Source organism: Rhodoblastus acidophilus (assembly GCF_900187365.1).
In the GTDB taxonomy this organism is placed as follows: domain Bacteria; phylum Pseudomonadota; class Alphaproteobacteria; order Rhizobiales; family Beijerinckiaceae; genus Rhodoblastus; species Rhodoblastus acidophilus.
The window spans coordinates 200,313-222,340 of sequence record NZ_FYDG01000003.1; the positions used below are offsets into that span (position 1 = coordinate 200,313).

Consider the following 22,028-nt stretch of genomic DNA (forward strand, 5'->3'; position numbering starts at 1 on the left):
CTATCTGCAACATTGCAGATAACAAGCGAAGGCGAAAGATGGCGTTCGAAAATTTCGACGCGCGCCGCCGGGCGGTACGTATGACCGTCAAAGAACTGGCGAAGCGTTCTGGCCTCGACGAAGACAACGTGCATCGTGTTCTGAAGGGACGCAACGATGCCCGCCAATCTACAATTGAGGCAATAGAACAGGCCCTTGCGGAAGAAGAGCGCAACATGGCCGCCTATCTTGGCGGCTTGCGCTCGGTGATGGAAGGCGGCGCGTGATGTCTTCCGTGACGCTCCCTGAGATATCTGCCCTCGGCGAATTTGCGGTTGCTGTGTCCGCACCGCAACAGGCCGTCGCGGGTGATTCGCTCCGCAGTACCGGTATTAAATTAAGCGCGGACTTCGGCATTGCTGAGATCGACGCGGAGCGGCGCCGCTGTTCAATCTCTCAGGAGAGGCTGGCTGCCGAGGCTTGCATCACGCCTGCATGGTATCGGAGGGTTCTCCGCCGCCCTGGCGGGGCGTCTCCTGTTCTTCTCCACAAACTTCGTCGTGCGCTGCGATCTCTAGCACGCGCCAAGGCGGCGCCGTCGCCGGTGCTCGAGCTGACGCGGTGGGCCTATGCCGGCGCACTCGAGCGGACCGCGCGTTTCTACGGCGTGACGCCGGAGCAAGTGGCGGAGACTTCGCCCCAGCGCGGCGCGACCGCCGATGCGCATTGGCGGGCCTGCTCCCATGCGCGTCAGGCCGCGATTTATCTCGTCAACACCGGCGCCGGCATCGGGCAGGCGAAGATCGCCGCCCTTCTGGGGCTGACGCCCGCCGCCGTGTGCCTGGCTCTCAAGGACGTCGAGGACCGCCGCGACGATCCTGCCTTCAACGAAATGATCTTCGGCGCCATGCGCGCCATGGCTGGGAGAGATGAGTGATGCTTGAGCTGATGGAACTCGCCGCCGGCGGAACTGTCGCCGTCGCCAAGGGCGACCTGGTCAACGTCGAGGCCTTCGGCGTGCTGCACCGGGCGCGCGTTTGCCGCTGGGTGGCTGGTCATGTGCTGGTCGACGTCGGCGACGGCGACTTCAAGGCGCTCGTCTATCCCGACGCCATCGTCGAAGTGGTGCGGAGGGCGGCGGCGTGATCCAGGCTTCCGGCTCCTCGGCCGTGATGGCCTCGAAGCGGGCGCGCTTGGCTGACGGCGCGCCGTGGCAAAAGGCGGCGCTGTTCTGCACGCCGCCATGGGCGACGCGCACGCTGTTTCGCGTGGTGCTGCCCCGGCTCGGCGTGGGGCCGATGCTTCCCAACATTGTTTGGGAGCCGTGCGCCGGCCTCGGGCATATGTCCAAGGTCATTGAAGAGTTTGCGACTGCGACGTTTGCGAGCGACATCAACGATTTTGGCGCTCCTGACGTCGCCGCGGGCTTGGACGCCTGCGACCACTCAGAATATTGGAACGCCTTCGTCCAAGGCCGCCCGGATTGGATCATCACTAATCCACCATTCTCGCCCGATCCTCCGCTGAAATCGGCGGCGGAAATGCTGCCCGGATTTCTCCATTTCGCGCGCGTCGGCGTCGCGCTGCTGTGCCGGTTGCAATGGCTGGAAACTGAGGAGCGCCACGCGCTGCTGTCCGAGTTTCCGCCGTCGCTGGTCGCGATCTTCTCCGAGCGCGTGCCGATGTGTGAGGGCGGTTACGATCCGAAGTGCAAGTCGGCGAGCGCGTACGCCTGGTTTATCTGGAAGCGCCAGGAGGATGGCCAGTGGCCGCGCTGCCTCGCTGACGGGCAGTTCACGGCCTTCCTCATTCCACCCGGGCAGAAAAAGGCGTGGTTCAAGCCGTCTGATCTCCTGCTCGCCAAGCGCCATGTGCCCGGCTTCGTGCCTCCGTCCGTGCGGCGGAAAGAGCGCGAGGCGGCGCGGAAGGCCGTTCCGCCGGTCACCGCGCATGAAATCGAACTGGAACTCGATGGGCTCAAGAAGGCCGTCGAACAGTACAAGCGGGATTATGCGGCCGGTCGGCCCGTCCCGCCCTGGTTCATTGCAGAATTCATCCAGGGAGGCTCGTCATGATCGACGTTCCTGTCCGCGATCTCCGCGCCGGGCTGCAGGCGCTTTGCCCCGGCCTGATCCACGAGCTCGTGCCCGGTTGCCGGCGCGAGGGCAATGTGTGGGCGGCGCCCAATCCCACGCGCGCGAATGACAGCCGCTCGTCCTTCAAGATTTGGGGGAACGGCGCGTGGCGCGAATATGACGAGCCGGAAGACTACGGCAAGGGCGATATCCTCGGCCTCGTCGCCTATGTCGCCGGGTTCGCGCCGCGCTCGAAGGAAGGGCGAAAGCACGCGATCCAGTGGGCCAAGAAGCGGCTGGGGATCACGGACGGCAATTCCGACGTGATCAAGAAGATCCGGCGTGAGGCGGCGGCGCGCCGCAAGAAAGCCGACAAGGATGAGGCGGAGCGCGCGGCGCGGATCGCCCGGCGCGTCGCCGACATTCTGATCCAGAGCAAGGGCGCGTCGCATGACGGGTTCGCGCTGGTGCGCCGCTATCTGCTCGAGGCGCGCGGCATTGATTATGACGCCATTCCCAACAAGTGCCCGGTTTTGCGCTGGCATTCCGGCTTGCGGCATTGGGGCGGCGCCAATTGGTTCGGCCCGGCGATGGTCGCGCCGGCCATGAACGGCGACGGGTTCAAGACCGGGCTGCACGCGACCTGGCTGCATGACGCCGGCGGCGTCGACAAAGCGCCGATCTCGCAGGCGAAGCTGATGCTCGGCGATATCAAGGGCTCGGTCGTTCCGCTGACCTATGGGCCGTCCGGCCTGTCGACCGTCGAGGCCTCGCGTCAAGGCATACGCGGCCCGCTGGTGCTCTGCGAGGGGATCGAAACCGGGCTGTCTCTCGCCCTTGCGCTGCCTGAGGCGCGCGTCTGGGCCGCTTTGTCGATTGGAAACATCGACGATGCGCCCGTGTGGTTCGACTGCATCTCGTCGATCATCGTCGCTCTCGAAAACGACTTGAAGCCGCAAGCGCTGGCGCAGCGCGACGAAGTGCTTGAGGCGCTCGCGCGACGCGGGAAGCCGCTGACCACGATGCAGGCGCATCAAGGCAACGATTTCAACGACCTGCTGAAAGGAAGGGTTTGAATGGACATCGAAGGACTGAGGGCAAAGGCGGCGGCCGTCGTCGCCAAGGCGGCGTATCATTCCGCCGGAAATTTCGTCGCGATCTACCATGATGCGACGGAAGACTCGTTGGCCTGGCCGACGTGCGGCACCGGTTCGCTGACGGCGGACGCACGCGACGCGGCGCAGGAAAAGCTGGCGGGTTTCGTGCGCGCCAATCCGAACGCGCCGGCGGAAGCCCTGTATCGCTATGCGCACGGGCAGGAGGTGCATTCGGCCGATGTCGATGGGTTTGCCGAATGCCCGCTGGCCTATCGCACCGGATATTGCGCGTTCGCCACGCTGATCCTGCTCGGTGATGGCCTGATCGCGCAGGACATCGCCCGCCTCGAGGCGTGGGAACAGTCGAAAACCGTGATCCCGGCCGCCGCCCTGGCGGAGAAGGAAGAAGATACGATCCTCGAGCTCGTGCCCGATCCGCTCGCCAAGCGCGACGATGTGCAGCTCGTCCAGGTCGAGACGCCGGCGGCCTCCCCGAGCGCGGGTCCGACTGACGGCCAGAGCGCCGCGGGCGCCGCCGCTCCTGCGTCGGATGCGGCGCCGATCGGCGACACGGCCGCGCCGGCCGCGCCCCAAGAGCCGGCTTCCGCGCCGGCATCCGATCCTTCCAAGGCGACCTGATCCCCGAGGGGCCGTCTTGCCGTGTTTGTTGCGTGTTGCGTCGCGTACCCCCCTGAAATGTTGGAGGTTGGCCATGTGGCTGGTTGAGCGGATGCGCGCGTCAAGCGCCTGGTGCGTGACGAGGGATCGCGGTGTGACCATCGCGGCCGTCGGCGACATGGAAACCTGTTTTCGCATCGCGCGCCGTCTCAATGCGGCGGAGGCCGGCGACGATCTGCCGATCGACGTCGCCGCGCGGATGTCCGGCGACCTGCAATTGGCCGCCTGATCTCAAGTTCGTTGCGTGTTGCGTCGCGTTTCAATCACCGCCTTGGGCGCCCGGAAATCTTCGTAGATGGTTCAGACTGGAGTGAAAGGCGTTCGCGCCGCGTGGGCGGACGCTATGGAAAAGCTCGGCTCCGGGCCGGTGTCGGACCCGGCGCCCGGCAACAAAGAGGCCTGGGGCTATAACGCGGGCCAATGGCCGGGCGCGCCGGCGGAGAAACTTCCGCCAGGCTGTCCGGTCGTGCCGCTCGGCATGGACGGGAAGGTTTGTTACGTCGTCGATTCGCTCGGGCAGATGATCGACGTCACCACGTCGGAATGGACGCATAACACACTGATTTCGCTGTTCGCGGCGCGTCCGAATTATCTCTATCATCATTGGCCGCGCTTCAACGCTCAGGCGATCAAGGAACAGGGCGAGTTCGTCATCAACGGGCTCGAGGTGAAAGAAGTTCACCAATGCCTGATCGCGGCGGCGGCGCGGCGCGGCATGTTCTCGCCGCGCGAAAGCGTGCGCGGCCGTGGCGCCTGGCTGACGTCGCGCGGCGAATTGATCTGGCACGCCGGACCGGCGCTCTATCGCGTCGACGGCAAGACGCTGAAGGCGGCGCTGCCGGGCGAAGTCGACGGCATGTTCTATCCGCAGCGGCCGCCCGTCACCCTGCCTTGGAAAGAGCCGGTCCCGCCGGAGGATTCGCCGGCGCGTCAGCTGCTCGAGGATCTGCGTTCGTGGTCGTGGGAACGGCCGACGCTCGATCCGGTGCTTGTGCTCGGCCTGATCGGGACGATGTTTTTGGGCGCCGCGCTGCGCTGGCGGCCGCATGGCTTCCTGACCGGCGATAAAGGCGTCGGCAAGACGACGCTGCAAACCGTGATCCGCACGGTTTTGGGGCCTTCTGTGATCTCGGCCGAGGATACGACGCGCGCCGGCATTTATCAGATTGTGCGCCAGGACTGCCTGCCGGTGGCGATCGACGAGCTCGAGGCCTCGGCCGTCTCGCGCAAGGCCTCCGAGATTATCGACCTGGCGCGCGTCGCCAGCTCCGGCGGCACGATCTCGCGCGGCGGCGCCGATCATGAGGGCGTGCAATTCACGCTGCGCAACGCGTTTCTGTTTTCCGCGATCAATCCGCCGCCGATGGAGCCTCAGGACCGCTCGCGCCTGGCGATCTTGAACCTGGGCAAGATCGACAAGACGCGGATCGGCCGGACGCCAACGGTGGACGCCGACGTGACCGGCCGGATGATCCTGCGTTCGCTGATGGATAGCTGGCCGAAGTTTCCGGCCTGCCTCGAGCGCTGGAAGGCGACGCTGTTCGGCGGCGGCCTCGATAGCCGCGCCCAGGACACTTACGGGACGCTGCTCGCCTTGGCCAACCTGCTGATCGGCGACGCCGGCATGGTGGCGGCCGGCTTTGACGTCGAGGATCACGCCTTCGTCGGCAAGATGATCGGCCACATGACGTCGAACGATCGCCAGGGCGACGACGATAACTGGCGGCAATGTCTCGCGCACCTGCTCGGCTCGACGATCGAGGCTTGGAAGTCGGGCGAAAAGCCGACGGTCGGCCGCGTGGTCGAGGATTGGGAAAGCGGCGTGCTCTCGTTCGACGCCGTGAATGAACGGCTCGGCCTGGTGGGCATGCGCGGCCGCGAGGAACGGGAAGACGGAACGCCCTGCAAAACGGGCGACGCCGGCGACAAGCGGCGGCTGCTGTGCGTGCCGCTCTCCTCCGTGGGTCTTCAGAAGATTTTCCAGGGCTCGAAGTGGGCCTCTGGCGTGTGGGGGTCGGCGCTGAAGCAGGCGCCGGCCGATGTCGTGATCCGTGATCGCGGCAATGGGCAGAACGTCAAGATCAACCGCCTGACGTCGCGGTGTTTGTTCGTCGATCTGGTGGCTTTTGACGCTCATGTGAAGAAGGAAGAGCAGGCATGACTTGGGCTGAAGATAAAGACGAAGACGTAAAGCCGCTTCTTACGATTGAAATTATTGGGTATCGCTTCGGGCTTTACAAGGTGAGCATTGGCCGGTCGCTGTTGCGCATCCGGGGTATCTTCCCGTGGCGCTGGCTATGATCAACGCCTCGCCTCCGCAAATCATGGCGGCCGTCGCCGCTGCGTCGCGCCTGGTCGGACTGGATAGCTCAACGCTCGGCACGCCGATCGCCGAAGGCCTGATGTACAGAGCGCGATATGTCGCGCTCGCCGCGCTCATCGAAGCGCTGCCCGGCGCCAACGCCAAGGAATTGGCGAAGCGCGTGCAACTGACAAAGCGCAATGCGCTGGAGCTCCTGCATTCTTCCGTCGCCAAGGCGGCCTGGTGGCGGGAGTCGGCGGTGCATGAGGTGGCGGACGCCGTGCGCCAGGTCGCGCCCGATCCTGAGGAGGCGGCCGGCGCCAGCGTCGACGGCGGTCACCTCAAGGCCTTTATCGAGCGGATCGAACGGCTCGAGGAGGAAAAGAAGGCCATCGCGGACGATATCCGCGACGTCTACGCGGAAGCCAAGGGCAACGGCTATGACGCGAAGATCATGCGGAAAATCATCGCGCTTCGGCGGCTCGATCCGAACCTGCGGCGAGAAGAGGAGGAAATCCTTGATCTCTACCTGGCGTCTCTGGGGGAGTGACCATGCCCTATTTCCGCAATCGCGAGCGCGGGAACGTGATCGAGGCGCAGGAATTCACGGGCTCATTCGAGAGCTGGCGCGAGATCGCGGCTAACGGCGTCGCGGCCGGCGTGGATTGCGCCTGGGTTCCCGGCTGCGGCGCCGATGACGATCCGCCCTTCATGTTCCTGTACGGCGACGGCGAACCGCGCGCCTACGTGGGCGACTGGATCGTGCGCCATCCCGGCACGGCGAAGGCCGGAGTGCTCAAGGGTGACGAGCTGCGGGCGCGCTATGCGCCGGCGTGACGGGCTCCGCGTCCTAATCGGGTGTGAAACGTCGGGGATCGTGCGACGCGCGTTTGCGGCGCGCGGTCATGATGTGTGGTCCGTGGACATTCGCCCGTCTGAGGATAGGTCGAACAGGCACATTGTCGGCGACGTTCGCGACTATCTCAGCGACGGCTGGGATTTGCTCGCGGTCATGCATCCTCCTTGCACTCGCCTTTGTAATTCCGGGGTTCGCTGGCTCTCTGTCCCGCCGCCAGGGCGAACGCGGGAGGAGATGTGGCGCGAGCTGGAGGAGGGCGCGGCGCTTTTCTCAGACTGCTGGAACGCGCCGATCCCGCGCATCGCCGTGGAAAATCCCGTGATGCATCGGCACGCAAAGGGGTTGATCCGCAACTATGAACCCTTCGCCCAGAGTGTTCAGCCATGGCAGTTCGGCCACCCGGAGACGAAGCGAACGTGTTTCTGGCTGAAGGGATTGCCTCCGCTGACGCCTACGAATGTGGTTGATGGCCGTCTTGCTCGCGTCCATCGGATGCCGCCGGGGCCGGATCGCTGGCGTGAGCGCTCACGCTTCTTCACGGGGATTGCGGAGGCCATGGCTGACCAATGGGGGGCGGCCGCGCTCGATGCGCTCGCCCTTGGCCCCTCTTGCGCCTGCCCGGTCCCTGAGGCCGTGCGGGCCTGATCTCTCGCGGCCTATGACCAGGTGGACTAGATCGGCGCGCCCCGACCCTTTTTAGGCCGGAGGATTTCTCTCACCCCGGCCCCGTGGGGGACACAATAGGCCGCGCGCGCCCCGCGTGCGGGGCCTTCATCGCGGCTTCGGACGCGCGCGAGCGCGCGGCCGGCGCTGCGGCGTGGTCGCAGGGGTGCGACGCGCGCAGTTAATGCGGGCGAAATCGTGTGCAGCATGGCCAGAGGCGCGGGCGTTGGCCTGCCGGTTATGGACATAACCGCTCATTACCGCGCTCGTAACCGGGAATTTCTCACCAACTCAAAGGGGTAGGGCGCATGGTTATGCGGTTATGTCTCTCTCGCGCGCGCGCACTATGCGCGTGTGTGCGCGCGTGCGCGCAGGCGCAGACGCGCGCGCATATGCGCGAACCACATAACCACATAACTGCATAACCAGAGATATAACCTTATGAAATTGCGCAAGGTTTCGGTTATGTCGCCGGTTATGACCGGGCAAAATGGCCATTTCGGCATAACCGGCGCGCCCTCGATCTTCGCTGTTTGGCCCGCGCTTCGTGCGCAATCAATTGAAAATAGGGGATTTAATCGCCATGGCTGACGGCAAGGGGACGGCGCTCGCCGATTTGGCCGCAGATTTGGGGCCTGAGATGGCGCTCACCGGCGACGTTTCGAAATCTGGCGATTTGTTCGCCGCGCTCGACGCCGAGGTCGAGCAATTCGACACCTCGTCAGTCGCGCCGCCTCGGCGCGGGCGCGGTCGGCCGGCTGGATCGCCGAACCGGACCACGCTCAAGCTGCAAGCCTTCCTCCAGGCGCGCGGCTATCGCGATCCGGCGGAGTTCCTGGCCTCGATCATTTCGGCCGATCCGCGCGACCTGGCGGCGCGGCTCGCCGGCAAGAAGGATGCGAAGGCCGTCGAGTTCGGCGAAGCGCTCGAGGTGCTGAAGGTGCAGCGCGCGGCGGCTGGCGAGCTCATGCCGTACTTCCACCAGAAGATGCCGATCGCGGTGCAGCACTCGGGCGACGGCGCGGCGCGTCCGCTCATCATCATCGGCGACGGGCCGCGCGGCGGCGACGGTCGCGGCGGGTCGGCCATGTCGATCTACGATGTTGAGGAAAATCAGACGCTTGGGCCTGCTCGCGATGGCGGGTCGCATGAATGAGGGTCGCACGATGCGGGTTAGCGCGCTGATTTGGAAAGGAAATCGCAGGCGGAAACCAATGATTGAAAATCATCGGGTCGGCGTCGGGAGGGACGCCCTCGGCGGGGGGCGCCCCCCCTCGATCCTCGGCGGCGGCCTGGCGGCCGGCGCGGCCTTAAAACCGGCGAGCGGCCTCCCCCCCAGGGGGGTGCAGTCTCACACCCAAGGCCCCCTTGGGCTTGCCTGGCGGTCAGGGGCGGAAATCAATTGGCGGGCTCCGGAAGGGCCGGGGGGCCGGGTCGCGGGGTTCAAGGGCGTGGGGCCTGGGGAATGAGCGCGGAAAAGCCTCTCTCTCGCGCCGAAGTCGCCTCGCTGTGCGGCTGCAAGGTGCAAGACATCCCGAACAATCCGCTGTTCTCGCTGACGCATTATGAGCCGGCCGGGCCGGTCTGCGCCGCCTATATCCGGTCGTGCGGCCCGATCGACGCCATCACCGGACCGTCTGGTTCGGGAAAGACGGTCGGAACGGTGTTCAAGCTGATCCGGTTTTGCGTGGCGTACATGCCGGCGACGAAGCCGTCGGAAAAGCATCCGTTCGGCTTGGTCAAGGTGCGCGTCACCGTCCTGCGCGATAATTACCGGGCACTTTACCGCACCACGCTCCGGTCGTGGTTCCAGTGGTTCCCGCCGGACTATCAAGGCTCGGCATTCTTCGGCGGCCAGGACCGCCCCGCGCGACATGAGCTGCGGCTCTCGACCGTGCGCGAGGTCGACGGCGTGCGGCGCGAAGTTCCTGTCGACATCACGGTCGATTTCTTCGCCGTCGGCGACGTCGCCATCGAAGAGCTTTTGAAGGGCTATGAGACCTCCTGCGGCTGGTGCAACGAGGGCGATCTCCTCGCGCCGCGCGTGATCACGTTCCTTTACGATCGAACCGGGCGGTTCCCTTCGCGTCAGGAACTGCCAGAAGGCGTCAAGCTGCCGCGCATGGTCGCGGTGGACTTCAACCCGCCGCCGCCCAAGCATCCGCTCTGGAAGGCCTGCACGCGCGGATCGTTCCAGGAAGAGGAGGCAGATGATCCGCTCGAGGCCGCTTTGCAGGCGACCGCGAAGAAGATCGAAGGGCAGAAAAAGACCCTGAACTTTTTTCATCAGCCGTCCGGCCTGTCGCCGAATGCGGAGAATAGACGCGGCAAGAGCTTCGACGATTACCAGCGCGCGGCTGCGGTGATGACGGAAGACGACAAGCGCCGGTTTGTCGATGGCCTGCCAGGCTATGCCCGCGACGGCAAGCCGGTCTATGCGCGGGAGTTTAACCGCTCGAAACATATCGCGGGCGGTCCGCTGGCGATTCTCCCCGGCGTTCCCCTCGACATCGGCTTCGACCAGGGACTGAGCCCGGCCGCGATCTTCTCCCAAACCTCGAGCCTTGGACAAGTGCGCGTGCTGCGTGAGTTGTGGCTGGGGCATGGCGTCGGCTACCAGCGCTTTCTTGAGGCGCTGATCCCGCTGTTGACGGGTCCGTTTCGCGGTCTGCCTCCGGGGAATTTCACGGCTGACCCCGCCGGCTTCTATGGCGCGGATAAGGTTGTCGGCGAGCTGGCGTGGGCGGAGGCGATCTCCGCCGGCCTGGGCCATCCGATCTACCCGGCGCCGACCAATGAGCCGTCCGCGCGCTGGGAGGCGGTGCGGCTGAAGCTGCGGATCGACATCGACGTGACGACGCCGGGCCTGATGATTGATCCCTGTTGCGAGATGCTGATCGAAGGGTTTGAAGCTGAATACAAGTTCCCGAAATTCAAGGAAGGCGCGCCCAAGGCCTACGGCGACCAGGTCGTCGATAACGACCATCACAACGTCCATGACGCCTTGCAATACGACATCCTCGGCCGCTTCGGCCGCGCCGGCGTGATCAACGAGGCGGCGAAGGCTGGTCGCCCTGGCTCGGTCATCCCGTTCCGCACCAATCGCGAAGGCCACAAGCCGGGGGATTTCAATGTCTGGAACACTTGAAGTCGTCGCGCCTGCGCCGCTGCTCGAGGGGCGCAGCCTGTTTCGCGGCGCCGACAAGCCGCGCCTGGCGGTGGCCGCGACGCTGCAAATGGCGCGCGCGAAAACCTATGGCTTCCTCGTCGGCGGCGATCTCATCGCCGTCATGGGCTTCTGGCCGCTCGCGGACGGTCGCGAGGAAGTTTTCCTGCTCGGCAGGCCTGCCTGTGAAGTGGGGCCGCACATGCCGCTTTTGGCGCGCCGCGCCCGCTTAATCCTCGCGCGGCGGCTGCAATGTGGCGTCGTTGGGTTCGTCGGCCTGGTGCGAATCGGTCATGCGCCGGGTTCGCGCCTGGCGCGGATTGCGGGCTTTGCGAAAGCCGGCGAGGCGGGCGGCTTCGAGCTGTGGGAGCGGTGAATGGGTCAATTCGTTTCAGCTCTGTTCGGCGGCGGCGGCAATGCGTCTGCGCAAGCGGCTGCTGACGCCGCGCGCCAGCGCGAATTGTCGTCGATCGCCACGGCGCGCCAGGAGCAGGAAGCGCAGGATCAGTCCGCCAAGACAAACGGCGAGCTGGGACAGGTGGGCAAGACGCCCAGGGGGCGCCGCCTGCTGCTGTCGAATGAAAGCGGCGGGCTCGGCTCCACGCTGGGCTCCGCCTGATGGCGCGCGCGCCCGTCGATCTCTGCGAGCATCGCCGCCGCGCCGACGCCGCGTGGTCGGAGCGTGGCGTCTGGAACGAAATCTATCAGGACGCCTATCGGTTCACGACGCCCTATCGACGCCCGGTCAACGGGCCGTCCGGCTCCGACAAGGGGGCGAACCGGACCGATCATCTGTTCGATAACACCGGCGTCGTCTCGACCTTTCGCGGCGCCGGTCAGATGCAACAGGACCTGTTCCCGCCGGGACAGGTCTTTTTCCGGCTGAAGCCGGGGCCGGTCACCAAGCTTGTCGCCAAGGCGCAAGCGCGCGGCATGGGCGACAATGGCGGGCCGCCCCTCGACGACGCCGCGCCGGCGCCGGAGGAGAAGCGCGACGCCGCGTGGTTTGAGCGCCAGCTCGATCAGGTGTCGGCTCAAATCCAGCCGTTCTTCCTTTCTGGCGAATGGGACAACGCGGTCTCTGAGCTGTGCCTCGATCTCTATCTCGGAACGGGCGTGATGCTCATTCTCGAGGGCGATCGCGAAAACCCCGTTCGCTTCGTCTGCCTGCCGATCGACGAAGTCGCGTTGGAGCCGGGGCCTTATGGCGATGTGGCCGCGCTGTTCTGGCGCACCAAGATGACGCGGCGCGCGATCAAGGCCGCCTTTCCCAAGGGTGTGTTCCCCCAGGAATTTGAGGACGCGCTCGAGAAAAACGCCGACGACGAAATTGACCTGTCGCAAGATTTCGTCCGGACGGCCAAGGGCTGGCGGCTCGTCGTCACGATCGACAAGTGCGAAACGCCCGTCACCACACAGGATTACCGGACGCAGCCGTTTGTCGCCGCGCGCTATTTCCGCGTGCCCGGCGAGACCATGGGGCGCGGCCCGGCGCTGCTGGCGCTGCCGTCGATCAAGACGCTCAACAAGGTCATGGAACTGACCTTGAAGGCGGCGGCGATCCAGATGCTCGGCATTTGGGGCTATCGTCCGGGCGGGACGTTCAATCCCGACCAGGCGCGCATCATGCCCGGCGCCTGGTGGCCGATGCAGGCCACCGGCGGCGTGATGGGGCCGGACGTGACGCGGCTCGATACCGCCGCCGGCCGCCTCGATGTCGCGAACATCGTCCTGCAGGAGCTGCGCACGCAAGTGCAGGCGGCGCTGCATGACCAGTCGTTGCCCGATGGCGGAGCGACGCCTAAGAGCGCGACCGAAATCATGGCGCGCATGGCGCGCGTGAAACAGAATTACGTCGGCGCGTTCGGCCGCATGATCCACGAGGTTATTCCCGTGGTTGTGCGGCGCGTGATCGAAGTCCTTTACAAGAAGGGGCTTCTCACAGTCGACGTGAAGATTGATCAGCTTCTTGTGGCGATCGACGTCATGTCGCCGCTGGCCCAGGCGCTCAAGGCGGACACCCACAAGACGACGGTCGAAGCCATGCAGATGGTCGCCGCCCTCGAGGGGCCGCAAGGCGTCGCGCGCCGGTTCAAGCTCGATGAGATCATCCCCGAGATGGTCAAGGATCTCGGGGTGAACAGCGAGTACGTACGCACCGCGCAGGAGCTGGTGGACTTCGACAAGCAAGCCTCCGCGCAGCAGCAGGCCGCTGCGATGATGCAGGCCGCGCTCAACAAGCCGAACGATTTCCGGCAGGCGCTTTCGCCGCAAGAAGATCAGCAGCAAGCCGCTGCTTAAACTGGAGAAGAAGCATGATTAAGCCCACTGTTGGCCGCGTCGTCTGGTATCGCCCCGGCCCGTCTGATTTCGGCAAGCTTGCCGTGAACGGTGATCAGCCGCTCGCTGCGATCGTCTCCACTGTTTGGAACGACCGAATGGTGAACATCGCCGGCTTTGACGCCAATGGTATGCCCTTCAATCGCACTTCGGTGACACTCGTGCAGGAAGGTGATGCTTTCCCAGCCATTAATTCTGGCTATGTCGAATGGATGCCCTTCCAGATCGGCCAGGCCAAGAAGCATGAGGCTGAAGGCGAAAAGGCAGCCTGACAATGACCGGCCCGGCAATTCCCCCGCGCTATGGCGCGCGGCAGGCCATGCCTCTGCAAGGTTTTCTCGATCAAACGGAAAGCGTCGATCTCGACGCCATCCTTGGCAAGCTCGAGGGAACCCCGGCTGTCTCCAACGAGCTGGCGCTCGAGCGCGAGCGGGTCGCGAAGCTGGCCGCCGCCTGGGCCGCCACGCCCGAGGGCGCGGCCATCCTCGAATTCCTCGCGGACATTAGCGTGCGCCGCCCCATGTTCTTGCCCGGTCTCGGACAGGAGGCGGTGGCCTATGCGGCGCACCGCGAGGGGCAAAACAATCTGTTCTGGCAGCTCGTGCAGTTGATCGCGACTGGCCGGGATGAAACGCCGCCAGCCAGAGAGGGCATGTGATGCTGAAATTCAGATTTTCCGATTTGATTTTGCGCGAGGCCGAGGGCGGCTCCGGCGCTGGCGGCGGAGCTGCGGCCGCTTCCGGCGCCGCGCCGGGCGCGGACGGCGCAGCGCAAAACACCGGCGCGGGCGGCGACGGCGCGCCGGCCGGGCAGGCCTCGGGACAAGGCGACCTCTCCGCCTTTCGCCCCGAAGGCCTGCCCGATCATCTCTACGGCGCGAGCGATAGGGAAACAGTTGAGAAGCTGTATGGGGCCTATAAGGGCGCCCGCGACGCGATCGCGACCTTCGGCGAGGTTCCCAAGGATGCGGCCGGCTATGTGTTCGAGCCGTCCGAGACGGTGAAACCGTTCGCCGAAAGCCTCTCGAAAGATCCGTTCTTCGAGAAGGTGAAAGGGCTGGCGCTCCAGCACAAGATCCCGGCGAAGCAGTTCAATGGCTTCATTGACGGCATCATGTCGGAAATGATCGCCGGCGAGCTGGTGACCGAACCCTTCAATGCGGAGAAAGAGCGGCTGGCGCTGGCACCGGACATCGCCGATCCGAAAGAGCGGGCGGCGGCTGCCGACAAGATCGCGCGCGAGAATATCGCCCTGGTCGACGTCTGGAAGTCGCAGGGTATGCCCGAGAACGTCGCGACCTGGTTGCACTCGCAGCTCGATCGGGCGTCCGCCAATCAGCTGGTGTCGTTCTTCGCTGATCGGCTCGGGGAGGAGCGGCCGGCGCTTGGCGGGACGCCGGTGGGCAATGTGACGGAAACGCAGCTCGACGCGCGCATGGCCGATCCGCGCAATCAGGTCGGCGGGCCGCAATATGACGCGGAATTCGCCAAGCAGACCGCAGCCATGTTCAAGGCGTTCTATGTCTGATTAAAACCGCGCCGTCGCGCTTAATGGCGGCGGCGTGGGTCGATCTTGAAGCGGACCGATGGGATAGACCCGGCCCGCTTCTTCGCCCTCCTTCTTGGACCGAAGAGTCCCGGCACTCGACCCGGCGGTGACATTTTTCACCCAACCGGAGATTACCATGGCCGCTCAGACGCCTGCCTGGTTCGAACCGAAATTCAAGAAGGGGGCGATCCACCGCCTCCAGTCTCAAGGCTTCCTGCTCAAATCCGCCGTTGAAGAAGCGAGCGACACGGACGGCTCGACCGTCACATGGCGCCGCGCTGGCACGGGGCAGGCCTCCCAGCTTCAGGGCGGCATGTCGGCCTCCCCGGTGATGAACGCCGGCCGCGATACAGTGACGGCGACCTTCGTCGATTACGAAGCGAACGAGTTCATCAAGAAAGCCGACCTCAACAAGATGTCGGAAAATGAACAGCAGATCTCGCAGCAATCGGCCGCCATGGCGATGGGCCGAACGTTCGACCAGATCGTGCTGAAGACGATGGACTCCGACGCCGTCAACATCACCAACGTCGGCACAGGCGCGGCCGCGATCGCGCCGACCGACATCATGACGGCGCAAGGTCAGATCTTTGACGTCGGCGCCGGCAGCTACGAGTATTTCTGTGCGCTGCCGACCATCTTCATGCAGCAGCTCGAACTTTTTCGCGAAATCTCGTCCAGCGATTACGTCGGGCCGGAATATCCGCTGCTCAAGCAGATCGGCGCTCGAAAGTGGCGCAACATCACGCTCATTCCGATGCCGTCGAGTTTCTTCAACGTGCCCGCCGCTAACCAGGCGGACGGATACATGTGGGTGAAGCAGGCGTTCGGCTTCGAGTGGAACAAGCAGATGTCCTGCCGCGTGGACTGGCTCGCCAAGGAAAAGGGCTACTTCGTCGCCATGGACATGGGTTGCGCGGCCGCGAACATCCTGCCCGAGGGCATCAAGCGTCTGCGCTTCGCTACCAACGTCGCCCTTGCGCGGCCGAACCCGTAACAGGAGCTATCCATGTCGCTTTATCTGCAAGCTCTGCAGCGTCTGCACCAGACGCTCGTCGGTTCGACGGCCGGCGGCGCCAAGACCAACACGTCGTCTGTGTGGCGTTACGCCACCGACGACGCCGCCGCCACGGTGGAAACGGCAGGCTATTTCAACGGCGCGCGCTCCATCCTCACTGTCGGGGACGTGATCATCGCCAGCATGGTGATGAGCGGCGCGCCCGTGAACAAACAGTACGTCGTCCTGACCGTGCCGGCGTCGGGCAACGTCACGATCGGTCTGCAATCCACGGCGGCCGGCTGATCCTGATTTACGCCGGGGGTTTTTGCCTTTGACCCGGCCTGCGCGTCGCGATTCACCTCGCGGCGCGCTCCTCCTTCCGCAAGGCGCGCCATGGCTCAGACGATCGACGATGTCACCATTTGCAATCGCGCCCTGGCGCGCCTTGGCGGCGGCCAGATTGTTTCGCTCGACGAGGATACGGATCTCGCGCGCCAATGCGTCGCCGTCTATGACGATCTGCTTGAAGCGGCGCTGACCCTCTACCATTGGAAATGGCCGCGCCGGACGAAGGCGCTCGATCGTCTCGATGAGGTTCCCGAGAACGGATATCTCTACGGTTACGGCTTCCCGGCCGGCGCGATCTCGAACCCGATCAAGGTTCTGGCCGATCCTCGCAACCCCGATTATCCCTTGCGCGAATTCGTGGTCGAGGGCCGGACGCTTTACACCAACGCCATCGCCGTATGGGGCGCGTTCGTTTTTCGGCTTTCCCCCGATCTTTGGCCTCCGGTCTTCCGGCTCGCCTTCCAGACCTGGCTGTCCGCCGCGCTGGCGATTCCCGTTTCACAGGACGCCAACCTTGCTGCGCAACTCGAGCAGCAGGCGATCGGCGCGCCGTCCGAACAGGGACGCGGCGGCATCATGGGCCGCGCGATCGCGATCGACGGCGCCACGTCTGGCGGCGACGCCCCGGCGCTCGCCAGCGATCCTCTGACCTCCGCGCGATATGAAGGCGCGCCCTGGTATGGGAATTTCTGATGGTTGCGAAACCCGGAACCTATCAGGCCTCTTTCAACGCGGGTGAGTTGGCGCCGGAGCTGTGGGGCAATACCGGGCTCAAACAGTTCTTCTCCGGGCTCTCGGCCGCGCGGAATATCGCGTCCGTGCCGCAGGGCGGCTTTGATCTCCTGCCGCGCTCGCGTCATCTTGGCGTGATCGGCAATGCGGCGAACGCCAGGTTGTTTCGCTTCACGGTCTCGCGCTCGCTCGCCTATGTCGTGATCCTGATGGCTGGCCAGGTGGCGATTTGGCGTAATGGCGCCCTGCAAGCGACTTTATGGGCGCCCTATGCCGACGCCGACGTCCCGTTCGTCAAGGTGGTGCAGCGCGCCGAAACCATGATGCTGTTCCATCAGGCGTATGAAACCAAGCGGTTGATCCGCCATGGTTCCGACACGGCCTGGTCGTTGGACGCCACGCCTTGGGTTCACATTCCCGATGTCGACTACGGCGGCGCCTACGCCAAGACGGACGAAGTCTGGAAAATTTATCTTTATTGGCCGTCGAGCGGGTTCACGTTGGCCGGCATGGGTTTTGTCGTTTCCGTCGACGGGATCGAAACGGCGACGATCCCGGTGACGACAATGCAGACCCAGACCTTTGGATCAACTGTCACCACTGTGGACCCCGTAGCGACGGCGTCGACCGTTCAGGCCGCGCTCATCGATCTGGCCAACGTAGAACCGGGAATCACCGTGTCCGGCGTGCTGTCGACGGCGACGTCGATCACGTTCCAAGTGACGTTTTCCGGCGGGCTCAATTCGGGAAATTCCTTTACGGTTTCCGGCCGCGTAGTCACGACGGGCAGCGCCGCGTTGCAAACATCGCGCGCCGTCCAGGGCAAGCCGGGCGGCGAATCCCTGTTTTCGGCTTCTCGCGGCTATGCGGCCTGCGCCGCCTTCTACCAGGACCGGCTCATTCAAGGGGGATTCGCCTCGAAGGGTTCTGCCTGGCTGGCGTCGCGCACCTCGGAATATTTCGACCAGAACGTCGATCTTACGGGCGCGTCCGGCGCGATGTTGATCAATATTGACGCGGATGGCTCCGAGGAAATCGAGCATATCATTCAGGCGCGCCATCTGTGCATCTTCACGTCAGACGCGGAATATTTCGTGGCGGATCGCGCTTTGCAGAAAACGCAGCCGCCGAACATTGTCCGTTCCTCGACCTATGGCGCGTCCAAGCGCGTGCCGCCTGTTTTCGAGGAAAGCTCGCTGCTGTTTGTCTCGCGCGAGGAGTCGATCGTCTATGCGGCGACCTATAACGAGGTCGCCTCCGCCTATGAGGCCTCGCCGCAATCCCTGCTGTCGTCGCATCTGATTTTCGGCATTCGCGACGCGGCCTTGCAGGTTTCGACCTCCGCAACCGACTCCCAGCGCTATTTCCTGCCGCGTGACGACGGCGTGATGGTGATCGCGCTGCTGATCCGCAATCAAGACGTCTATCCCTTCGTGCGCTGGGAAACGGACGGAAAGGTGCGCGCGATCGTCGTCGACGGCGCGAACGTGCCGCACATGCTGGTCGAGCGCCAGATTGGCGGCGTCGCCAAGCTCTGTTTCGAGCGTCTCGAGGATGGGCTGTTGCTCGACGGGGCCGTGACGCAAAGCTTCGGCGCGCCGACGACGGTGATCGGCGGGCTGTGGATGCACGAGGGGGCGACGTGCTGGGCCATCGTCGACGGCTATGTCGAAGGGCCGTTTACGGTTTCGGGCGGGGCGATCACGTTGGCGAATGCGGGATATGTGGTCACGGTCGGCCGCTGGACGGCGCCCTATGCCGCGACGCTGCCTTTGCCGCGCGACGTCGGACAACGCACGGTGCTCAAGCGGCCGTGCCGCGTGCATACCGTGCAACTCGATCTGATCGGAACGACGTCGCTCGCGGTCGGCGCCAACGGCCAGCCTCCGCGCGACGTGCCGCTCGCACGGGTGACCGATCCGACGGATGCGCCGACGCCGCCCTATACGGGCGAAAAAATCATCACGGGCATCGCCGGTTTCTCGGCGGACGGGATCGCCGTGATCACGCAGCTTCGCCCCGGAAAGCTGCAAGTCAGAAACGTCACTCTCCAAGCGAAGGTGTGAGATGGAATTCGCAGCCGCTGCTTTGTCTTCGCTCGCCTCAGGCCTTGGCGGCGCCGCAACGGCCGCGACCTCGGCCGTCTCCTCGGTCGGATCGGCGATCGGCGGCGCCTCGACCTTTGCGTCGATCCTGCAGGGCGGCGCGGGGCTCGTCGGCGCCATGTCGGCCGTGCGTTCGGGCGACGCGCAGGCGGAGGCGTTGCGCCAGGCCGCGCTTGATGCGGAGCAGGATCGGCGCGCGGTTGGCGTCGATTCGATCAATCAGCAGACCAGCCTGCGCAAAGCGCTGATCCAATCGCTGGGGGAACGCGATGTCGCCTATGCGGCGTCAGGCGTCGACACGTCGTTCGGTACGCCGGCCGTCGCGCGCCAGGCGGCGGAGGCCGACACGCAGAACGCGCTGTCGCAAGTGCAGGACGATACGGCGGCGAAACAGGCGCGGTTGTCCGCGCGCGCCGCCTCTTATCGCCAGCAAGCGTCCGAAGCGTCGAGCGCGGGGTGGATCAAGGGCGTCGGCTCGATCCTGACGGCCGGCGCCGGCATTCTCGGGAGGAAATGAGCCGTGGCCAACGTCCGCGGGCAAGGCCTGCAAATCTCGGATTTCAACCCTCAGGCGCCGCAGGCTTCCGGCCTGCCTGATATTCCGCGCGGCGGCGCGCCCTCCGCCGACGCGCTGTCCGGCGTCGCCAATACTTTGGCCGCCCAGGTCGGCAAGCTGGGCGACACCCTGGCGGAGGCCGAAGGGACCAAGGCGGGCAAGATCGCCGGCGCCGATCCGAACTGGCAGCCGTCCGACGACATGACCGTGCGCGGCCGCGCCTTCGACAAGGCGGCCAGCGAAGTCTATCTGTCCAAGCTGGCTTCGAATTTTCAGGGCGACGCCCTCAACCTCTACCAGCAGAACCAGAACGATCCGGCGGCGTTCAAGACGGCTTATGAAGGCCTGGTCAACACCTACAGGCAACAGCATGTGTTTCCGGAGGCTGCCGGCTGGTTTGACGCCAAGGCAGGCGATATCGCCAACAGCTTGCGGACGCGGGTGCTGAACAATTGGGAGAGTGACCAGAAGGACAAGGCGAACGCATCGCTTGTGACCGATCTGGGCGCCGCCGATGTCTCGCGGGCGCGGCTGCTGGCGATTGATCCGCATGATAGCGCCGCCGAGCGCGAATCGTTTCGCATCCGCGATGAGAATGTCGCGCGCATCAAGGCTTCGGCTGACGCCGGCAACATCACCCAAACTGCCGCCGCCAAACTGATCATGGCGGAACAGAACAAGGCGCAAAACGACGTCATCACCGCGCGGGCTGCGACGCTCGGGTCCGCCGATGAAATCGACGCCTATCGGGCGAAGCTGCGGCAGGATTTCGCCGCCGGCAAGCTGCCTGGCCTGCAAGATTTCGACACGGTCGATTCCTCCTTGGCGACGATGTCGAAATCCAAGAAGACGCAGGCCGATCAGGCGTTGCGCGATCTCGACGGGAAGGTATCCGATTTCCTCGATCGCTTTGGAAAGGGGCTGACGCCCTCGTCGGCGGAGTGGCTGACGCTCGAGCAGCAGGGGCAGAAGCTCGGCCCGGCCGGCGCTGCCGCGATCGACGCGGCGCGCTCGAAGCTCATGCTGCGGCAGAAGATCGCCTCGCTGTCGGTGAATGATGCGGATAGCCTGGTGTCGAGCCTCGAGCAATCCGCCAAGGGCGGCGGCTCGTCGGGCCGCGTTCTTGCCCCGAACGAACAGAAAGCCATTGCCTCCACGGCTGATCGGCTGGGGATTTCGCCGAGCGATCTTCGCGCCGTTATCTCCTATGAGACGGGCGGAAGTTTCAGCACGGGAAAGTGGGGCGGAAAAGATGGCAAGTATCTTGGGCTGATCCAGTTCGGGCCGGAAGAACAAAGGCAATATGGCGTTCAGCCGGGCCAATCGTTCGAAGCGCAAATGTCCGCCGTGGAACGGTATTTGACGGATAGAGGCGTTCGTTCTGGTGATGATCTCAAGACGCTATACAAGATTGTCAACGGCGGACACCGGAATGTCAGCGACAATGCGAGCGATGGCAACGGGACAATCGTCGAGCATGTCGCCAAGATCGCCAGCGAACACGGCGGCGGCATGGGCAAGACGTCCGCGGATATTCTCTCGGATGCGCGCGCGGCTGTCGCCGCCAAGCGCTCGTTGATCGGCCAAGACCCGGCGCTTGCGGCGGAACGCGAGGGGATTATTCCGCAGGCCTCCACGGTCGATTTCTCCGCCGCGCCTGACGCCCTGGGCGCCCAGATGCGCGCTAGGGTGACGCAAGCTGAGGCGATCGGAACGGCCTATCAGCGGCCGCCGCAGTATATCCGGCCAGACGAAAAGCCGGCGATGCAGGCCGTTCTTCGCCAGGGCGGAGACAAGGCGCTCGATCTGATTGACGGCGTCACCCGTGGCGCTGGCCCCCGCGCGCCGCAGGTGCTGGCGGAGATCGGCGGCGACGCGCCAGAGTTGGCGCACGCGGGCGTTGTTTCCCTTTCGACGGGAGATAGATCATTCGCCCGGCAGGTGGCCGAAGCAATTCGCGCTCGCTCCGTACAGGGCGCAAGCGTCTCCTCGCCGAAGCAAGGCGACTTGGACGAAACTCTAAAATCCGTCGTTGGCATGTCCCTGAATGGTGTCGAGCCAATTGAAAAGCAGCGCACGCTCGCCGCCGCCAAGGCCTGGGCAGAGCAGGAGTTCTCCAGGCGCAACATCGCCGTTGATGATCCAAAGCAAAGCACGGCGATTCTGCAGGAAGCGGTCCAGCGCGCGCGCGGCCAAACAGTTGACGGCTCCGGTGTGAAGTTCGGCGGCATTGGTTCCGTTATGACGCCCGGATATTGGGGGAGAAAACAATATCCGGTTCAGGTTCCGGCGGATGTGCGCGCGGACCGGTTTGGCGATGTGCTGGACGCCATCAACGATAGCGATCTCAAGACGCTAGCGAATCCTCCTGTTGCTCCTGACGGTTCTGCTCTGTCAGCCGCTGACCTTCGCAGAGCGACGCCAATCGCCAAGCAAGGCGGCTACATGTTTGGGTTGATCGACCAAACGACCGGCATCATTCACCCCGTGCATGGCAAGGACGGTTCAGCTTTCATCCTGCCGTTCAAGGACTTGGAGCCTGAGCTTCGCAGGCGCGCCCCTTCTGCCTTCCGGTGATCC

26 protein-coding genes are annotated in these 22,028 nt (G+C 64.7%); all 26 read left to right on the forward strand.

The genetic code is table 11. The features are described 5' to 3' along the window. Positions 1-38: 38 nt before the first annotated feature. The 26 genes from CFB24_RS09255 (at position 39) to CFB24_RS09380 (ending at position 22,025) form a co-directional block, all read left to right on the forward strand. Entirely contained in the window at positions 39-266 is a 228-nt protein-coding gene (locus CFB24_RS09255; protein ID WP_088520314.1) for a helix-turn-helix domain-containing protein, read from the forward strand. Beyond that, positions 266-916 carry a hypothetical protein gene (locus CFB24_RS22520; protein WP_141098406.1) on the forward strand — a complete coding sequence of 217 codons (651 nt, stop codon included), beginning with the start codon at positions 266-268 and terminating at the stop codon, positions 914-916. Before CFB24_RS09255 ends, CFB24_RS22520 begins: the two co-directional genes overlap by 1 nt. Next, complete coding sequence (locus tag CFB24_RS09265; RefSeq protein WP_088520316.1) at positions 916-1,125, forward strand: hypothetical protein; 210 nt, start codon at positions 916-918, stop codon at positions 1,123-1,125. Before CFB24_RS22520 ends, CFB24_RS09265 begins: the two co-directional genes overlap by 1 nt. A gap of 47 nt (positions 1,126-1,172) precedes the next feature. Beyond that, complete coding sequence (locus CFB24_RS09270; protein WP_146090244.1) at positions 1,173-2,054, forward strand: hypothetical protein; 882 nt, start codon at positions 1,173-1,175, stop codon at positions 2,052-2,054. Then, positions 2,051-3,130 (forward strand): DUF7146 domain-containing protein, encoded by a 1,080-nt coding sequence (locus tag CFB24_RS09275; protein ID WP_088520318.1) that lies wholly within the window; start codon positions 2,051-2,053, stop codon positions 3,128-3,130. The genes CFB24_RS09270 and CFB24_RS09275 overlap by 4 nt, the downstream gene beginning before the upstream one ends. After that, positions 3,131-3,790 (forward strand): hypothetical protein, encoded by a 660-nt coding sequence (locus CFB24_RS09280; protein ID WP_088520319.1) that lies wholly within the window; start codon positions 3,131-3,133, stop codon positions 3,788-3,790. Between the two features lie 133 nt (positions 3,791-3,923). Beyond that, positions 3,924-4,058: a hypothetical protein gene (locus CFB24_RS23920; protein WP_275936864.1), complete on the forward strand. Its 135-nt coding sequence runs from the start codon at positions 3,924-3,926 to the stop codon at positions 4,056-4,058. 66 nt (positions 4,059-4,124) lie between these two features. Next, positions 4,125-5,990: a hypothetical protein gene (locus tag CFB24_RS09290; RefSeq protein ID WP_141098408.1), complete on the forward strand. Its 1,866-nt coding sequence runs from the start codon at positions 4,125-4,127 to the stop codon at positions 5,988-5,990. After that, positions 5,987-6,130 carry a hypothetical protein gene (locus CFB24_RS23040; protein WP_158255183.1) on the forward strand — a complete coding sequence of 48 codons (144 nt, stop codon included), beginning with the start codon at positions 5,987-5,989 and terminating at the stop codon, positions 6,128-6,130. The genes CFB24_RS09290 and CFB24_RS23040 overlap by 4 nt, the downstream gene beginning before the upstream one ends. Positions 6,131-6,411: 281 nt before the next feature. Continuing rightward, entirely contained in the window at positions 6,412-6,681 is a 270-nt protein-coding gene (locus CFB24_RS23605; protein ID WP_244593152.1) for a DUF2312 domain-containing protein, read from the forward strand. A 2-nt stretch (positions 6,682-6,683) separates the two neighbouring features. Further along, positions 6,684-6,968: a hypothetical protein gene (locus CFB24_RS09300; protein ID WP_088520322.1), complete on the forward strand. Its 285-nt coding sequence runs from the start codon at positions 6,684-6,686 to the stop codon at positions 6,966-6,968. Further along, a complete protein-coding gene (locus tag CFB24_RS09305) occupies positions 6,955-7,635 on the forward strand; it encodes an SDR family oxidoreductase (protein WP_088520323.1) in 681 nt (226 codons plus the stop codon). The genes CFB24_RS09300 and CFB24_RS09305 overlap by 14 nt, the downstream gene beginning before the upstream one ends. Before the next feature lie 658 nt (positions 7,636-8,293). Then, a complete protein-coding gene (locus CFB24_RS09310; RefSeq protein WP_141098409.1) occupies positions 8,294-8,809 on the forward strand; it encodes a hypothetical protein in 516 nt (171 codons plus the stop codon). A 309-nt stretch (positions 8,810-9,118) separates the two neighbouring features. After that, complete coding sequence (locus CFB24_RS09320; RefSeq protein WP_088520326.1) at positions 9,119-10,801, forward strand: hypothetical protein; 1,683 nt, start codon at positions 9,119-9,121, stop codon at positions 10,799-10,801. After that, positions 10,785-11,195: a hypothetical protein gene (locus CFB24_RS09325; protein ID WP_088520327.1), complete on the forward strand. Its 411-nt coding sequence runs from the start codon at positions 10,785-10,787 to the stop codon at positions 11,193-11,195. Before CFB24_RS09320 ends, CFB24_RS09325 begins: the two co-directional genes overlap by 17 nt. Continuing rightward, the gene (locus tag CFB24_RS09330) at positions 11,196-11,438 is read left to right on the forward strand and encodes a hypothetical protein (RefSeq protein WP_088520328.1); all 243 of its coding nucleotides are present in this window, start codon (positions 11,196-11,198) and stop codon (positions 11,436-11,438) included. Beyond that, a complete protein-coding gene (locus CFB24_RS09335; RefSeq protein WP_088520329.1) occupies positions 11,438-13,120 on the forward strand; it encodes a portal protein in 1,683 nt (560 codons plus the stop codon). Before CFB24_RS09330 ends, CFB24_RS09335 begins: the two co-directional genes overlap by 1 nt. 14 nt (positions 13,121-13,134) lie before the next feature. Further along, positions 13,135-13,431 (forward strand): hypothetical protein, encoded by a 297-nt coding sequence (locus tag CFB24_RS09340; RefSeq protein ID WP_088520330.1) that lies wholly within the window; start codon positions 13,135-13,137, stop codon positions 13,429-13,431. Between the two features lie 2 nt (positions 13,432-13,433). Beyond that, on the forward strand, positions 13,434-13,817 hold the full coding sequence (locus CFB24_RS09345; protein WP_088520331.1) for a hypothetical protein: 384 nt from the start codon (positions 13,434-13,436) through the stop codon (positions 13,815-13,817). Continuing rightward, entirely contained in the window at positions 13,817-14,686 is an 870-nt protein-coding gene (locus CFB24_RS09350; protein WP_088520332.1) for a hypothetical protein, read from the forward strand. The genes CFB24_RS09345 and CFB24_RS09350 overlap by 1 nt, the downstream gene beginning before the upstream one ends. 157 nt (positions 14,687-14,843) lie before the next feature. Further along, complete coding sequence (locus CFB24_RS09355; RefSeq protein ID WP_088520333.1) at positions 14,844-15,704, forward strand: phage capsid protein; 861 nt, start codon at positions 14,844-14,846, stop codon at positions 15,702-15,704. Between the two features lie 12 nt (positions 15,705-15,716). Beyond that, entirely contained in the window at positions 15,717-16,010 is a 294-nt protein-coding gene (locus tag CFB24_RS09360; RefSeq protein ID WP_088520334.1) for a hypothetical protein, read from the forward strand. Positions 16,011-16,100: 90 nt separating this feature from the next. After that, positions 16,101-16,748, forward strand: coding sequence for a phage connector family protein (locus CFB24_RS09365; RefSeq protein WP_088520335.1), 648 nt, complete (start codon positions 16,101-16,103; stop codon positions 16,746-16,748). Beyond that, positions 16,748-18,853: a phage tail protein gene (locus CFB24_RS09370; RefSeq protein ID WP_088520336.1), complete on the forward strand. Its 2,106-nt coding sequence runs from the start codon at positions 16,748-16,750 to the stop codon at positions 18,851-18,853. The genes CFB24_RS09365 and CFB24_RS09370 overlap by 1 nt, the downstream gene beginning before the upstream one ends. A gap of 1 nt (position 18,854) precedes the next feature. Then, on the forward strand, positions 18,855-19,409 hold the full coding sequence (locus CFB24_RS09375) for a hypothetical protein (protein WP_088520337.1): 555 nt from the start codon (positions 18,855-18,857) through the stop codon (positions 19,407-19,409). A gap of 3 nt (positions 19,410-19,412) precedes the next feature. Continuing rightward, positions 19,413-22,025, forward strand: a complete 2,613-nt coding sequence (locus tag CFB24_RS09380) for a hypothetical protein (RefSeq protein ID WP_088520338.1) — start codon at positions 19,413-19,415, stop codon at positions 22,023-22,025. The last annotated feature ends 3 nt before the right edge of the window (positions 22,026-22,028 follow it).